A 15978-nucleotide genomic window follows, 5' to 3' on the forward strand; every position below is an offset into this window, starting at 1 on the left:
GTTACCGCCGTCGTGGTTTCCCACGACGGCGGCAACTATCTCCCCAGGACACTGGCGGCACTGTCGAACCAAACACGTTCGCCGGATGCCGCCATTGGCGTTGACGCAGGATCCTCGGACAACTCGCTGGCGTTGCTCCGCGATGCCCTGGGCCCGGGCAACGTCACGTCGTTCCACCCTCCGGCGAAGTCCGGATTCGGCGCCGCTGTGATGGCCGGACTTCAGGACCTCGCCCCGGCCCCGGACAGCGTCGGCCAACCAACCGGCGTCGTCCACTGGGTGTGGTTGCTGCACGACGACGCAGCACCGGGGGCGGACGCCTTGGCTGAGCTGCTGCATGCCGTGGAGCGCGCGCCGTCGGTTACCGTCGCAGGCTGCAAGCAGCTGGGTTGGGACAACGAACGGCATTTGGTGGACGTGGGCTTGTCCACGAGCCGCTGGGCTGAGCGCCTCACGCTGATCGACGCCGATGAAGTCGACCAAGGCCAGCACGATAACCGCACGGACACCTTTGCCGTTAACTCCGCCGGAATGCTGGTCCGCAGGGACGTGTGGGAACAGTTCCGGGGCTTTGACCCCGCACTGCCCGGAAGTGGCGACGACGTCGACTTTGGCTGGCGGAACTGGCTGGCCGGAAACCGCGTGATTGTGGTCCCCAGCGCCCATATGTTCCATGTGGAGCACCGGCCTAACGGCTTGGGCACTTCCTCCGCCGCGCGGAAAGCCCAAATCCACATGCGGCTTAAGCACGCGGCCTGGTGGAACGTCCCCTTCCAGGCCTTGGGCGCCCTATTAGGCGCAATGATCCGACTCCTGCTGAGCATCCTGGTCAAGGAACCGGGCTATGGCTTCTCGCAGTTAACCGCTACAGTCGCAGCTTTGATGCGGCCGGCAGCTGTACTCCGCGCCCGTCGTGTCGCCGCAAAAACGCGGCGGGTGCCACGGTCCCTTGTCCGGAAGTTGCAGAAACCAACCCGTGAAGTCCGTGCCAACAGGCGATCCCTGCTCGAAGCCATCCGGCCCGCGGATGACTCGCTTGTTTCGGACCTCTTGGCGCCGGAGCCCAGCGGCGACGCCGCTGACGACTTCGCTGCCCTCGCAACCAACGAGCGCGGATGGGTGGGAACGGGCGCAGTAGCTGCCGCGTTAGTTGCCCTGGCCGCCGCGCTCGTGGGCCTCCTGGGGCTTGTTGGATCCGGTTCCGTGGCGGGCGGGGCATTGCTCCCGCTGTCCTCCGCCGCCGGATCTGTTTGGGCCAACGCCTCCGCATGGTGGATTTCACTGGGAGCCGGATTGCCTGGCCACGGGGATCCGTTTGGTTACGTCCTGTGGCTCCTGTCTTTGGCCGGCGGCGGGGCCGGGAATGGAGCCATGGTGTGGCTCTTTGTGCTTGCGCTTCCTCTTTCGGCTGTGGCCGCGTGGTTCGCCGCGGGTGCCCTCACCAGGTTGCGGCGCTTCCGGGTTATTGCGGCCTTGGCCTGGTCCGGAGCCCCCTCACTCCTAGTGGCGGTCAATGAGGGCCGTGTGGGTGCGCTGCTTGCCCACCTGTTGATGCCGCTGCTGCTGCTGGCACTGCTGCGGGCCTGCGGTGCCGCGATTGATCAGCGGCGCTCCCCGGGCCAGCGCCAGCTGGGCCAGCGGACAGTCCGGGTCAAGAAACCGGGAATCAACGGAGTACCGTCCTGGACTGCTGCTGCGGCGGCCGGGCTCGCCATGGCAGTGGTCACGGCGTCAGCGCCCTCCCTCATAGCGCCCATCGTGGTTTCCGTGGTGCTTGGTGCGGTGATATTGGGCCAGCGGGGTAAGACCCTGTGGTGGTCCCTCCTTCCCACCATTGTCTTGTTCCTGCCTTACGCGATCTCCGTCCTCGACCGGCCCCGGGCTTTGCTGGCCGATCCCGGCCTGCCTCTCGCTTTCAACGCTGCGCCCTTGTGGCAGCAGCTCCTTGGCCAACCTTTGGCGTTTGACGTCGACGGCGGCCTGACGGGCCTGTCCGTCTTCGGGCACGGTTCTTTCCCCTGGGCCTTGGTGTTGGCCTGCCTCATTGGCGTGCCGGTGTTGCTCCTGGCTGTCATCGCCCTTTTCCTCCCGGGCCGGCGCACCGCGCTTGTCCGCGTGTTCTGGTTGGCAGCCTTGGCCACGCTGGCGAGCAGCTGGCTGGTAGGCCACCTGGCGACCGGGATGAACAATTCAGTGATGGTGGGCCCCTTCACAGGCCCGGCTATCTCTGCGGCCGGCGTTCTACTGCTGTGCGCGGCGTTGCTGGGTGCCGAAAAACTCTTCGCAACCGGTGGAGCCAGCACCACCAGATCCGGGCGGAAGCCGGCCATACGCCGTGTGGCTTCGGGCTTGATAGTGGCACTCATGGTTGCCGGGCCCTTGGCATCCATGACTGCTTGGGCTGCCCAGAATGTGTTGATGCCGTCTCCTGGCTCCGGGGCCGTCCCCGCTACCGGTGCATCTCTCGGTGTTGCCCGCCAAGTGTGGCCCGTGGACCACGCCACGTTGCCGGCCACCGCCGTCGACCTTGGCCACGGACCCGAGAAGGCCCGTAGCTTGGTCATCACCAGCGGCGAACAGGGCACCTTCACGTCGTCGCTGATGAGGGGTGAAGGCACCACGATGGATAGCCTCTCCACCATTGCATCAGCCCGCACGATCATCGGCCCTCCGGGGCGGGAGGAAGCTGCTGCGGACGATCCCGCCACCACTTCCTTGCGCAGGGCCGTGGCCACCATCGTTGCAAGTACGGGCGTGGACCCCCGAGCCGATCTTGAGCAGCTCGGCGTTGGCTTTGTGGTGCTCAAGGCCGCCGACAATGCCGCGCAGTTGACCGCCAGCAGGATCGACGCGGTACCAGGGCTCGTCGCCGTAGGCCAGACCGACGCCGGTTGGCTGTGGCGTGTTGTCTCACGGGACCAGGCCGCTTCCACGGCGGCCGATACAGCCCACCGGGCCCGCATCGTGGACTCAAAAGGCGCAACTGCGGGCTACCTCCCGTCCGAGGATGTTGCCGTCAACGCTCCAGTGCCTGCCGGCGACGCCGGCCGCATGGTGGTTTTGGCTGAGAGGTCAGATCCCGGCTGGAGTGCCTCGATTGACGGTCACCAGCTGAAGGCCACCACCTCGGGATGGTCACAAGCATTTGAACTCCCCGCTGGCGGTGGACACCTCGAGGTCCGCTACACCAACCCGTGGGCGTTGTGGTTGGGCATCCTCCAAGTCGCCGTGATCGGACTGACCGTGTTGCTTGCCGTCCCAGTGCCCGCTCGACGCACGCGGACCGGCATGTCGAGGGATGAAGTTTCCCTCCGTAAGGAGTACAGCAATGTCTGACGAGCTGAACGGCGTCAACGACGCCGGTGACGTGCAGGGCGCCAAGGTTGACAGCGCCAAGGCCACCAGCGCCAAATCCACCAGCGCCAAATCCACCAGCGCCAAGGTGCCGGGCAAAAGGGAGTCAAGCGGTTCAATCCGCGCGAAAGACTCAGGCCCGCCCAAGAAAAGATCCCGTACATCCCGCAAGGGCGTGATCGTTGGGGTGCTCTCCGGCGTCGTGATCCTTGCTGCAGGCGGAGCCGCGGTTGCTGCAGCGTCGGTGCTGCCCGGGCCGTCCGGTGGTAAGTCGCTGAACATACCGCAAGCGGATGTCCCGGCAGGCCAAGCGCTCGGAGTTTGCCCGGAACCGGCGCGGCTGCTCAATGGGAGCCTCGCCGACACCGATGCCGCGTTCAGCCCCGTATCGACCACAGCAACCAGCGCGCTCAATGCCGTGGTGCTGAGCAATGCGGCCGGCGTCATTCCCGGAAGTAAAGTGACCGCGCTGTCCGGCGGTGCGGTGGCTGAGATCGCTAAGGCACCCACGGCCAGTCCGACGCCGACAACCGGCCCTCCGGTCTTGGCGGCAGCTATGGCCTCCATCAGTCCGGTGACGTCCGCAACCGTTGTGGGTGCCGATCCCATCGGCAATGAGCAGGCATCCATGGCTGCAAACGTTACGTACTCCGCCACGGACGGCGATCTGCGCGGGCTTGCCTCAGCGCAGTGCCAGCAGCCCGGCAACGATGCCTGGATCCTTGGAGCGAGCACGTCAGTTGGCCGCACCGCTGTGCTGAATATCAGCAATGCCTCCACAACCCCGGCCACGGTGAACCTTGATCTGTTCGGGAGCCAAGGGCCGATTCAGGCTGCAGATGCTCGCGGCCTGTTGGTGGCCCCGGGAACAACCCGATCCATCAATCTCGGGGGACTGGCCCCTGGACAAGCCCAGCTTGCCGTCCATCTCCTCAGTACCGGCGGCCCGGTTGCCGGAACCATTCAACAGAGCGTGCTGCGGGGGTTGGTTCCCGGCGGCGTCGAGTACTTGTCCCCAGGCGCTGCGCCCTCCAACCTCCAAGTGATGTCCGCGGTCAATATCCAGGACACCGCGGCGATCAAGGCGCTCGGCGGCAAATCCGACTTCGCGGATGCCCTCCCCGCATTGCAGCTGGCCGTTCCCGGATCCGCTGACGCGGTCATCCAGGTTCACGTCTACGGCGCCAACGGCGAGCGTCAGATTCCGAACGGGGGAGTAGTGACGGTGAAGGGCGGCACCGTAGCGACACTGAACCTGGACGGACTGCCGGCCGGGACGTATTCGGTGGGCGCCACCTCGGATGTGGCTTTTACTGCCTCGGCCCGGGTGACACGCGGCGGAACAGTGAATGATCCAAGCGACTTCGCTTGGTCGCCGGCCTCCGCACGGCTCGGCAGCCAGCATCTCGTGGCGGTTCCTCGGGACGGCAACGCATCGTTGACCTTCGGCGTTCCGGTAGGTCGTGGAAGGGTCAGCTACGCTCCGGTGACAACGGATGGGAAGATCGGCAAAGCCGTATCCGTGGACATGTCCGGAGGGACGACGTCCTCGATCGATCTGCCGGCAAAGTCCGGAGCGTCTGCCGTGGCGGGATACGTCGTTTCAGCCTCGGGCGATCCGGTCTATGGCGCGCTGCTCCTTGGTAAGGACGGCCGAAATGATGTTTCGGTGGTCGCCATCCCGGACGCAGCCGCTGGACTGCAGAAGGTGCCGGTTTCAGTCGGTTACTGATAACGACGGCGGTAGACAGGGTCAAGCGTCTCCGGCGGGACGCCGAGCATTTCTGCCGTGTACTCCACCACCACGTCATGCACTAGGTCTTGGAGTTCCTCGCGATTGGTTGAGCCCTGCTCCACAACCCGCCGGTACACGGTGATCATGGGTGCTTGGCCGCGGCCTCCGGGCGTGTAGGACCCCATGGGTGCGGGGCCGCCTTTTGCGACCAGCACCTCCAAGTCAGGTGGGATCTCGTCGACGGCGAAGAGTACGCCGTCGAGTTGCTTTCCCCACATGTCCTGGAGCCGTTCCGCTGAGTCCAGCACCATGTCATCAAAGCGCTCGGAGCGCGAACGGAAACCGGGAAGGTTCGGGAGCATCAACTCACCGCGCAGTCCCCGGCCATGGCGGTTTCGCCTGCGCCTCCGGAAACTGCGGCCCGGGCCAGCGCTTTGCTCCGCCTGATCGCCACTGGCGTCAGTCCCCTCTGCTTCAGTCCACCGGGGGGTGAATCCGGGAACGTGTGGCTGTGACTGCATGTATCGACTTTAGTCCGGAGGGACCGGCAACGCGACATCATCAGGCCGGAACGGCAAGAGTGCCGTCCCGGGGGAAATTCTTGTGCGGGTCACGGCCCCAATGCACAAGGTAGGTCTCCATAAGCGCTAATCTGGGGTGTTGTGGGTGCTATCCGTCAGTGTTCAAGATCGGCCTGCCGCCAGTCTGCGGTGGCCACTTTGACGTACGTGTACGCAGACTCCACGGCCGTTTTGGGCCCGCTGGCCACCTACGCCGAGCCGCATGCCTATGACCTTTGCTCCCAGCACGCCGGCAGCCTCACGGTTCCTCGTGGCTGGGAGGTCCTGCGTTTGGCGATGCCGACTACTAGGCCTGAGCCTGGCCCCGATGACTTGCTTGCCTTGGCGAATGCTGTCAGGGAGGCCGCCTCGGCAGCTCCGGAGACCGCCGCGCGGCACAGCCACCCGCAGATTGAGCCGCCGGCTGCCGCGGAAGGAACCCGCCGCGCCCACCTGCGCGTACTCCGCGAACCTTCGTAGCTCTTACCCACTGAGACAAATCACGCGAGGCGTCGTCACCGGGTCGCTGCAGGTGGAGGCAGGGCCGCGAGCCAGGGACGCAATTCGTCGTCCGCGGACCATGGGAGGGACTGCGCGGTAGGCTGGGATCAGCAGATAAGTCCACCTAGCGTGCCACCACGGCGCCATCCAGGGAGCATCATTTATGCCAAAGGTCAGTCCTGAACTGTTGTCCATCCTGCGCTGCCCCGTGACCGGTTCCCCACTGGTCCAGGAGGGGGAAGAATTGGTCTCCACCGAGCCGGGAGCCGACGGCGAAAAGCTCCGCTACTCGATGGAGGACGGCATTCCGTTGCTGCTTCCCCCGGAACTTTTGGCAGCCGCCAACGCTGCGGGCTCCAGCCACACCGATTCCCAGGCCTGAACGGCTTCCCCTCCACATCCGCACGTCCGGTTAATCCCTAAGGAACTTCCATGACTTTCGACTTCAAAGTGGCTGACATTTCCCTCGCGGAGGCGGGCCGGCACCAGATCCGCCTTGCTGAGCACGAAATGCCCGGCCTGATGTCGCTCCGTGCGGAATTCGGCGCGGAGCAGCCACTGAAGGGTGCCCGGATCGCTGGATCCTTGCACATGACAGTGCAGACTGCGGTCCTCATTGAGACTCTCACAGCCTTGGGTGCCGAGGTCCGCTGGGCTTCCTGCAACATCTTCTCCACGCAGGACGAGGCGGCGGCCGCCGTCGTTGTTGGTAAAGGTACGCCGGAAGACCCGCAGGGTGTCCCGGTCTTCGCTTGGAAGGGCGAAACCCTCAAAGAGTACTGGTGGACCGCGGAGCAGATCCTGACGTGGCCCGGCGCGGAGACCAATCCTGAACTCGGTCCCAACATGATTCTCGACGACGGCGGTGACGCCACGATGCTGCTGCATAAGGGCGTGGAATTCGAAGCCGCCGGTGCAGTGCCGGCAGCCACTGAGGAAGATCCTGAGGAGTACACCCTCATCCTTGACCTCCTGCGCCGCACATTGGCCGCCGACCCGCAAAAGTGGACCCGGCTGGCGGCCCGCATCGAGGGCGTCACCGAAGAGACCACCACCGGCGTGCACCGCCTGTACCAGCTCGCCGAGCAGGGCAAGCTGCTTTTCCCGGCCATCAACGTGAACGATTCCGTGACCAAGAGCAAGTTCGATAACAAGTACGGCATTCGCCATTCCTTGCCGGACGGGATCAACCGTGCCACCGACGTCCTCATGGGCGGTAAGGTCGCCGTCGTCTGCGGCTATGGCGACGTCGGCAAGGGCGCCGCAGAGGCGCTGCGCGGACAGGGATCGCGGGTGATTGTCACGGAAATCGACCCCATCTGTGCCCTGCAGGCCGCCATGGACGGCTACCAGGTTGCCAAGCTGGAATCCGTCCTGGCGCAGGGCGACATTTTCATCACCACCACGGGCAACAAGGATGTCATCATGGCCGAGCACATGCTCGGCATGAAGAACAAGGCGATCGTGGGCAACATCGGCCACTTCGACAATGAAATCGATATGTCCGGCTTAGCCAAGCTGCCCGGTGTGAAGAAAGTCGAAATCAAGCCGCAGGTCCACGAATGGGTGTTCGACGCCGGTTCAGAGGACGAACGTTCCATCATCGTCCTGTCCGAGGGACGCCTCCTCAACTTGGGTAACGCCACCGGTCACCCGTCCTTCGTGATGAGCAACTCGTTCGCGAACCAGACCATCGCGCAGATCGAGCTGTGGACCAAGAGGACCCAGCCTGCCGGCGAACGTGAATACCAAAAGCAGGTTTATGTCCTGCCGAAGATCCTGGACGAGAAGGTGGCGCGCCTGCATTTGGACGCCCTGGGCGTGGAACTGACCGAATTGAGCAAGGACCAGGCAGATTACCTCGACTTGGACGTCGCTGGCCCCTACAAGGCGGAGCACTACCGCTACTAGGAGTGTTCCGGTCCGGCTGTGCCTTGTCCCTGTGCCTTATTCGCTTAGCGAATCATGCGGCGTCGGCGGTCCGTCCGTCGGCGCCGCCTAATGACAGCGAGCTTACAGTTGCATTTCAATCTGGCCGCGGCCGGGGTTGTTCCTCGTGTCGGCCCAAAGCCTGACGGTAGGCTCGACTGCAGAGAAGAGAGCCGGCGGCAGGATATTGCCGGTGGATGCCTACGGAAGTGAAACCCGCTGTGAGCGACAAGAGCCAGACACCGCAAGAGCCCGACACCGGTTCCCATGAGGACCCGGACGAGCCGGCTTTTGACTGGATGAAGCCAGCTTCGTCCAGCGGTTCTTCCGCAGCGGCGCCCACCGACGAGGTGCAGGGCACCGCCGCCGGAGCTACCGCCAGCCTAGACGGCCCCACCGAGCAGCCCGGCCCTACCGAGCAGCCCGGCTCCACCGAGCAGCCCGGTTCGCGTGCCGACCGGAAAGCCGCCGAAGCGGGGTCCGCTGGCGCCGACCAGCCAGTGGCCGAGACTCCCGTGTTCGCGGATACCTTGGCCCACACGCCTGTGGACAAGCAACCGTCCGCGTACTCTGAGCAGTCCACGTATTCGGAGCCGCTGCCGACGTCGGCCCTCCAAGTCCGTCCGCCGGAAGAGGAGGTTGCCCGCCGCAACGCCGAGCGTGAACAAGCAGCCAAGGTCAAGCCCGTTGGCCCCCGTGTTTTTCAGATCCTGCTGGCTGTCTTCTACCCGATCATCCTTTTGGTCCTGGCCGTCCGCGCCGTGACCAGCCCGCTGTTCCTGTGGGTGGAGTACAACCGTCCTGGCTTTCCCGGAGACGGTTACGGCTTCAGCACCGATGACCGGATGACCTATGGCTCGTATGCTGTGGACTACTTGAGCAACTGGGCCGGTCCCCGCTACTTGGGAGGCTTGGTCAACCAAGACGGCACCAAGCTTTTCCGTGACGGCGAAGTTGCCCACATGGCCGACGTCAAGGTCGTGATCCTGTCCACGTTCCTTGGTGGTCTCCTGCTGGTGCTGCTGAGCATCATCGCCATCCTGTACCTTCGTAAGCGCAGCAAGGGCGGGGTCCGTCGCGGCCTCTTCGCCGGCTCGATCGTCACGTTGGTCATCATCATCGCCTTGGGTGTCCTGGGTACGCTGAACTGGGAGCAGTTCTTCACCGATTTCCACCACGTTTTCTTTGCCAACGGCACCTGGACCTTCTCGCTTGATGACACCCTGATCCGCCTCTTCCCGAGCCAGTTCTGGGTGGACGCCGGCATCGTGATCGGTGCCCTGGTCTTCATCGCGGCCGTGCTGACGTTCATCTTCACGTGGCCCACCCGCCGTCGGAGGGGACTTCCTCCGCGCAAACAGCGCAAGGCCGCAAGCCAGGACGCAACGGTAGAAGGCTCCGACCAGGGTGACTCCAGCTCGGGCGAATTTGCCGGCGTCGACGGGGGTGGCGAGGATGCGGAAACGCTCGACGCCGGAACCCACACGGGCGCGCACGCCAGCAATGCTTCGATAGACGCCGAAGATGATGATCGTCGGGAAGCGAAAACCCGGGCCAAGCGGTAGGGGCGGTTACTTTCGGTAGAGCTTGTCCACGACTCCTTGGAAATCGTGGATCACAGCCGCGCGCTTGAGCTTGAGCGATGGCGTGAGATGGCCCGATTCCACGGACAAATCGGCAGTGATGAACTCAAACTTCCGGATGGACTCCGCCGCCGAAACGAGCTTGTTGGCCTCGTCGACGGCGGGTTGGACGGCTGCCCGTACGCGCTGATCCTCAACTGCTTCAACCACGGACAGGGGCTTTATCTTCTGTTGTGAGCACCACTGAGCGAGGCCTTCCGGATCAAGGCTCAGCAAGGCCGCGATGAATGGTCGGCCCTCTCCAACCACCACGGCGTGGGCGATCAACGGGTGTTCCCGGAGCTTCTCCTCCAGGGGCGCCGGCGCCACGTTCTTACCACCAGCGGTGACCAGCAGGTCTTTTTTGCGGCCGGTGATGGTCAGGAATCCGTCCTCGTCGAGTTCCCCTAAATCCCCGGTCCGGAAGAAACCATCCACGAACGCGGCCTCGGTGGCCTCTGGATTGCCGTGGTAGCCCTTGAAAACGCCGATGCCTTTGACCAGGATCTCACCGTCGGGCGCCACGCGGATGGTGGTTCCGGGCAGTGGTATGCCGACCGATCCAATGCGGGTCATGCCGGGCGTGTTGACCGTGCACGGGGCCGTGGTTTCCGTCAGGCCATAGCCTTCGAGGACCGGAACGCCGGCGCCATGGAAGAAGTGGTTATCCCGCAGGCTGAGCGGGCTCGCACCGGAAACCGTGAACCCAACGTTTCCCCCGAAGACCTGGCGGACTTTGGGGTACAGGAGCCGGTTGAACGTTGAATGCTTGAGCCCCAAAAGCCACCCTGGACCTGCCCCTTCGCCGCGGGCGGCGAGGTCCACCGCCGTCGAATACTCCACAGCTGTGGCAGATGCCGCGGCGAACAAAGCGGAACGCCCGCTCATGGCGGCCGCGTGGCTGGCCCCGGCGTACACCTTCTCGAAGATCCGGGGGACGGCCAGCAGGAATGTGGGTTTGAAGGAACCGAGATCCGCCATCAGCCCGGCAGCACCGGCGCTGTGCCCCAAGGTGATTCCCGCAGTGAGGCAGACAACCTGGACGGCGCGAGCGAGGACATGCGCCAGGGGGAGGAACATCAGTGTTCGGGCACCGGGCTGCATGAGCAGCTCAGGGAGGAACGGTATGACGTTGCGGGCTACCCGGACGAAGTTGCCGTGGGTGATTTCGCAACCCTTTGGCTGGCCTGTAGTGCCGGAGGTGTACACGATGGAGGCGACGTCGGACAGCGTTGCCGTGCTGCGCTGGCGCTCCACCTCGGTATCCGAGATGCCCATGCCGACGGCGGCCAGGCTGGTGAGGTTCGGGGCGTCGCCGTCGTGATCCATACGGATGATGGTGACTGGATCGTCACCCAGCGCAGTCGATTTGTCTACCAAGGAACGGACCATGCCCGCCTTCGCCAAGTCCTCCACGAAGACGCGGCGGGCTCCGGAATCAGCGAGGATCCACTCAATTTGGCTCGCAGAGGACGTCTCGTAGATGGGGACGGTGACCCCGCCCGCCATCCAGATGGCGAAATCCACCAGTGTCCATTCGAAGCTTGAATGGGAGAGCACCGCTACGGGATCGCCAGGGTTCAGGCCGCCGGCGATCAACCCCTTCGCCAGATCGGTGACGTCCGCGAGGAACCTGGCAGCAGAAACATTGAGCCAGCCGTTAGGGGTCTTGTGCGCGTACAAGATGCCGAAAGGATCTGTGTGGCAACGTTCCAGAAGAAGGCCCGTGACGTTGGTGCTTTCATCTGCCTCGACCAGGAGCTCCGTACTTGCTTCCCTCACGAGCGTGTCCCTAGATCCACGACGGCATCCACATCCTCATGTGCCACTGCTGGTAACTGATCACTTCCGCAGTCAGTACTGGATAGAAGAACGCTGTTAACAGCACCGCCACCACCAGTACCAGGGTTACTGCGTAGAGCCCGGACCGGCGGCGCCAGGGCGGATCATTGCTGCGCCCCAGGACAAGGCCGAGTACGTAGGTGAGTCCCAGGACCAAGAAGGGTTCGAAGGACACTGCGTAGAAGATGAACATGGTGCGTTCGGGATACATGAACCAGGGCAGATATCCGGCTGCTACTCCGGCCAAGACCGCTCCTGCGCGCCAGTCGCGGCGGCCGGCCCACCAGAAGAGCAGGATCACCAGGGCGATGGTTCCGCCCCACCACACTACGAGGTTTCCCAACGGCAGGATGGCGGACGAACAGGCCTGCACGTCGCAGCCCGGCGTGCCCTGCTTGGGAGTTTCATAGAAGAACGATGTAGGCCGACCCATCACAAGCCAGGTCCAGGGACTGGATTCGTAGGGGTGATCGGCGGTCAGGCCCTGATGGAAGTTGAACGCCTCAATGTGGTAGTGCACCAGTGATCGCACGGAAGCGGGGAGCCAATCCCAACCCGGCGTCGGGTTCGTGGCAGCCCACTGCCGGTAGTAGGCGTCCTTGGAGAGGAACCATCCGGTCCACGTCGCAGCGTAGGTTACGGCGGCAACGGGAATGAGGGTCACGAACGCTGGTAGTCCGTCCCTGACGATGCCCGTGCTGAACCAGTTCCGGATTCCGGCGACGCGCCGAGCATTCATGTCCCACAAGACAGTCATGATTCCAAAGGCAGCCACGAAGAACAGGGCCGACCATTTGGTCCCCACCGCCAAGCCCATGCAGATTCCGGCAACCAGGCGCCACCACCGCATCCCAAGCCATGGGCCGGTCATCAGTTGCATGGCGGAAGGCCGGGAATCGGCCGAAGCAGCCGCTTGTGCGGCGAGCCGGGAGGCCAGGCGACGGCGGCCGTCGTCGCGGTCCAACAGCAGGGCGCCAAAAGCGGCCAGGAGCCAGAAAGTCAGGAAGATGTCCAGAAGCGAGGTGCGGGAGAGCACCAGGTGGTGGCCGTCGATCGCGAGCAGCAGCCCCGCTATGGCAGCCAACGTATGTGAACGGAAAAGCTTCAAGGCAATGAGCGAAACCAGGAAGACCGTCAACGTGCCCGTCAACGCCGCACTGAAACGCCAACCGAACGGGTTGTCGCCGCCGAACAGCCACATCCCGAAAGCGATCATCCATTTGCCCACGGGAGGGTGGACTACGTACTCGGGCGTGTCCAGGAGGACATTCGGATTTCCTGCGTTGAACGAGTCATTGGCTTGCGCCGGCCAGCTCCGCTCGTAGCCGCTGACCAGGTAGGAGTAAGCATCCTTGACGTAATACGTCTCATCGAAGACTAAGCTGTGTGGCGTATCGAGCCGGAAGAAGCGCAGGATGCCGGCCAAGACGGCCGAGATGGTGGGAATCAGCCAAAACCACAGGCGCAACGACGCCGGATAGTCCCGCCAGCTCTGGATGGTCCCGATCAGCCGTTCCCGCAGGGCCGCCTCGGTGAATGCCTCCGCCGGGCGTGCTATCCAGCTGTGGCGTTCGAGTCCGCGGCCAGGCGCCCGTCCCGGAGTTCGGCCGGAGCCGTCTTGGCCACTGACGGATGACGCCGCAGGGGTGCTGGACGTAGCGTCGGAAACGAGCGTCTGGTTCACCCGCCCATGCTACCTTTCGATTCCCGCTGCAGGGTTGACCCCGCGCGGCATTAGGCTTGGCAGGTGGACGAACAACAGGCAACCCCGGATAACGCCGATTTCAGTGACGACGCTCATGCCGAGGTGGGCGAGGACTTCAGCGACGAACTGGTTGGTCTGGGTTCCGCGGCTGCGGGACCGGAGGGAGCCCCGGGTGTGGGCAGGATCGTTCTGGCAGCCACCCCCATTGGCAACGTGGGCGATGCGTCGTCGCGGTTGGTCGAGTTGCTTGCCACCTCGGACATCGTGGCAGCGGAGGACACGCGCAGGCTGCATCGCTTGGTCACCGCGCTGGGCGTGGAAGTAACCGGCCGCGTGATCAGCTATCACGAACACAATGAAGTGGCCAAGACGGGCGAGTTGCTGGATCACGTACGCGCCGGAAAGACCATCCTCATGGTCAGCGACGCCGGCATGCCCGCGGTCTCCGATCCCGGTTTCCGCCTGGTCGAAGGAGCAGTTGCTGCCGGGCTTACCGTCACGGCCGTTCCCGGGCCGTCTGCCGTGCTCACTGCGTTGGCCCTGTCCGGGCTGCCGACCGACCGCTTTTGCTTTGAAGGCTTCCTGCCGCGCAAGTCGGGAGAGCGGAACTCCCGCCTGGCCGAACTGGCTGACGAGCGGCGGACCATGGTGTTCTTCGAAGCGCCGCACCGCCTTGAAGTGATGCTCCGTGCGCTGCACGAGCGCTTCGGCGCGGAACGCCGCGTCGCCGTCTGCCGTGAACTGACCAAGACGTACGAAGAGGTCCTCCGCGGAACGTTGCGCGAGCTCTTGGAGTGGGCTGAAAACAATGAGGTCCGCGGCGAAATTGCCGTGGTGGTCGCTGGTGCGCCCGAACAGGAACCCGGCAAGCCCGAGGACCATGTGGCGGCTGTGAACGAGCTTATTTCCCAAGGCATCCGCCTCAAAGATGCCGTAGCGGCTGTGGCCGAGGACGCCCGGGTCAGCAAACGGGAACTCTACTCGGCGGTCCTGGCAGCACGCTGATCAGAGCTGTGCACCTGCACAAATCGGCGATGCCCAGGCAGTGCGCGACGGCGTAGACACTGCTTCTTGCCGGGCAGTACGGTGGCAGTAATTCAAGCCACTTCTGGCAAGGAACCCAAGCGGTGCACTTCTCCAAAGGCACCCAAGACGAAGGAGTCGCCATGACTGTCACGGTTGAACGCGAAAGCGAACTGCTGGCTTCTGTCCCTACTGGCCTGCTGATCAACGGTCAGTGGCGCCCGGCGGGATCCGGTAAGACCTTTGATGTAGAGGACCCGGCCACGGGCAAGGTCCTGCTGAGCATCTCCGATGCCGGTGCCGAAGACGGCGCGGCCGCCCTCGACGCCGCTGCCGCCGCCCAGGCTGACTGGGCCCGCACCGCCCCGCGCGAACGCGGCGAGATCCTGCGCCGCGCATTTGAACTGGTCACCGAGCGGGCCGAGGACTTTGCCCTGCTGATGACCCTGGAAATGGGCAAGCCGTTGGCCGAAGCCCGTGGCGAGGTCACCTACGGCGCTGAGTTCCTCCGCTGGTTCTCCGAGGAAGCCGTTCGCGTCTCCGGCCGCTATTCGGCAGCCCCTGACGGCAAGAACCGCCTCCTGGTGCAGAAGAAGCCAGTTGGCCCCTGCCTGCTGATCACGCCGTGGAACTTCCCCTTGGCCATGGCCACCCGCAAGGTAGCCCCCGCCGTCGCCGCCGGCTGCACCATGGTGCTCAAGCCCGCCAACCTCACCCCCCTGACCAGCTTGCTGTTCGCACAGGTCATGCAAGAGGCAGGTCTTCCGGCAGGTGTCCTGAACGTCATCCAGACCTCCACGGCTGGCGCCGTGACCGGCCCGCTGATCAAGGACGACCGCCTGCGCAAGATCTCCTTCACCGGTTCCACCCCCGTGGGCCAGGCCCTGATCCGTGAAGCTGCGGACAAGGTCCTGCGCACCTCCATGGAACTCGGTGGCAACGCCCCGTTCGTCGTGTTCGAAGACGCTGACCTGGACAAGGCCGTTGAAGGTGCCATCGCTGCGAAGATGCGCAACATGGGCGAGGCCTGCACGGCTGCCAACCGCTTCATTGTGCACGAGTCCATTGCCGACTCCTTCGCTGAGAAGTTCGCCGCCAAGATCGGTGCACTCACCACGGCCCGTGGCACCGAGCCTGAGTCCAAGGTGGGTCCGTTGATCGACGGCAAAGCCCGCGATGGCGTCCACGCCTTGGTCACCGAGGCTGTGGCAGCCGGCGCCGAGGCAGTTACCGGTGGTTCCGCCGTCGACGGTCCCGGTTACTTCTACCAGCCCACGGTCCTGAAGAACGTCCCGGCCGATTCCCGCATCCTCCAGGAAGAAATCTTCGGTCCGGTAGCCCCGATCGTTACCTTCTCCACCGAGGACGACGCCGTTCGCCTGGCCAACAACACCGAGTACGGCCTGGTGGCATACGTCTTCACCAAGGATCTCAACCGCGGCCTGCGCATCAGCGAACGCCTGGAGACAGGCATGCTCGGCCTCAACGCCGGCGTCATCTCCAACGCGGCGGCACCGTTCGGCGGCGTCAAGCAGTCCGGCCTGGGCCGCGAAGGCGGTTCCGAAGGCATCGAAGAGTACCTCTACACCCAGTACGTAGGTATCGCGGACCCCTACGCCGACTAGGCTGCAGGATGCAGTCCACCGCTCTCGCAACAAGAACGGTTGACGCACGTAAAGGGCCCGGCCCCGGAACCACAAGTTCCGG

11 protein-coding genes are annotated in these 15978 nt (G+C 64.3%); 8 read left to right on the plus strand and 3 right to left on the minus strand.

Features of this window, described 5'->3' with window-relative positions; translation table 11 throughout:
• The first annotated feature begins 12 nt into the window (after positions 1 to 12).
• Together QRN04_RS01615 and QRN04_RS01620 are read left to right on the plus strand one after the other, a co-directional pair.
• On the plus strand, positions 13 to 3336 hold the full coding sequence (locus QRN04_RS01615) for a glycosyltransferase family 2 protein (RefSeq protein WP_502868743.1): 3324 nt from the start codon (positions 13 to 15) through the stop codon (positions 3334 to 3336).
• Positions 3329 to 5086 carry a DUF5719 family protein gene (locus QRN04_RS01620; RefSeq protein ID WP_284974399.1) on the plus strand — a complete coding sequence of 586 codons (1758 nt, stop codon included), beginning with the start codon at positions 3329 to 3331 and terminating at the stop codon, positions 5084 to 5086. Before QRN04_RS01615 ends, QRN04_RS01620 begins: the two co-directional genes overlap by 8 nt.
• Here the strand turns inward: QRN04_RS01620 and QRN04_RS01625 are convergent.
• Entirely contained in the window at positions 5080 to 5610 is a 531-nt protein-coding gene (locus QRN04_RS01625; RefSeq protein WP_284974400.1) for a metallopeptidase family protein, read from the minus strand. The genes QRN04_RS01620 and QRN04_RS01625 overlap by 7 nt on opposite strands.
• A gap of 141 nt (positions 5611 to 5751) precedes the next feature.
• Here QRN04_RS01625 and QRN04_RS01630 point away from each other — a divergent pair, with 141 nt between their 5' ends.
• From QRN04_RS01630 to QRN04_RS01645, 4 genes are all read left to right on the plus strand, one after another.
• Positions 5752 to 6129, plus strand: coding sequence for a DUF3499 domain-containing protein (locus QRN04_RS01630; protein WP_284974401.1), 378 nt, complete (start codon positions 5752 to 5754; stop codon positions 6127 to 6129).
• A 184-nt stretch (positions 6130 to 6313) separates the two neighbouring features.
• Positions 6314 to 6532: a Trm112 family protein gene (locus tag QRN04_RS01635; protein WP_284974402.1), complete on the plus strand. Its 219-nt coding sequence runs from the start codon at positions 6314 to 6316 to the stop codon at positions 6530 to 6532.
• 50 nt (positions 6533 to 6582) lie between these two features.
• Entirely contained in the window at positions 6583 to 8061 is a 1479-nt protein-coding gene (ahcY, locus tag QRN04_RS01640; RefSeq protein ID WP_284974403.1) for an adenosylhomocysteinase, read from the plus strand.
• Positions 8062 to 8276: 215 nt separating this feature from the next.
• Complete coding sequence (locus QRN04_RS01645) at positions 8277 to 9644, plus strand: TIGR01906 family membrane protein (protein ID WP_284974404.1); 1368 nt, start codon at positions 8277 to 8279, stop codon at positions 9642 to 9644.
• A gap of 6 nt (positions 9645 to 9650) precedes the next feature.
• Here the strand turns inward: QRN04_RS01645 and QRN04_RS01650 are convergent, their stop codons facing one another.
• Positions 9651 to 11483: an AMP-dependent synthetase/ligase gene (locus QRN04_RS01650; RefSeq protein ID WP_284974405.1), complete on the minus strand. Its 1833-nt coding sequence runs from the start codon at positions 11481 to 11483 to the stop codon at positions 9651 to 9653.
• Between the two features lie 10 nt (positions 11484 to 11493).
• A complete protein-coding gene (locus tag QRN04_RS01655) occupies positions 11494 to 13227 on the minus strand; it encodes a dolichyl-phosphate-mannose--protein mannosyltransferase (RefSeq protein ID WP_284974406.1) in 1734 nt (577 codons plus the stop codon).
• A 195-nt stretch (positions 13228 to 13422) separates the two neighbouring features.
• Here QRN04_RS01655 and rsmI point away from each other — a divergent pair, with 195 nt between their 5' ends.
• On the plus strand, positions 13423 to 14253 hold the full coding sequence (gene rsmI / locus QRN04_RS01660; RefSeq protein WP_350224903.1) for a 16S rRNA (cytidine(1402)-2'-O)-methyltransferase: 831 nt from the start codon (positions 13423 to 13425) through the stop codon (positions 14251 to 14253).
• Between the two features lie 161 nt (positions 14254 to 14414).
• Positions 14415 to 15896, plus strand: coding sequence for an NAD-dependent succinate-semialdehyde dehydrogenase (locus QRN04_RS01665; protein WP_284974407.1), 1482 nt, complete (start codon positions 14415 to 14417; stop codon positions 15894 to 15896).
• Positions 15897 to 15978: the final 82 nt, after the last annotated feature.

The organism is Arthrobacter sp. efr-133-TYG-104, from assembly GCF_030208915.1.
Lineage (GTDB): Bacteria > Actinomycetota > Actinomycetes > Actinomycetales > Micrococcaceae > Arthrobacter.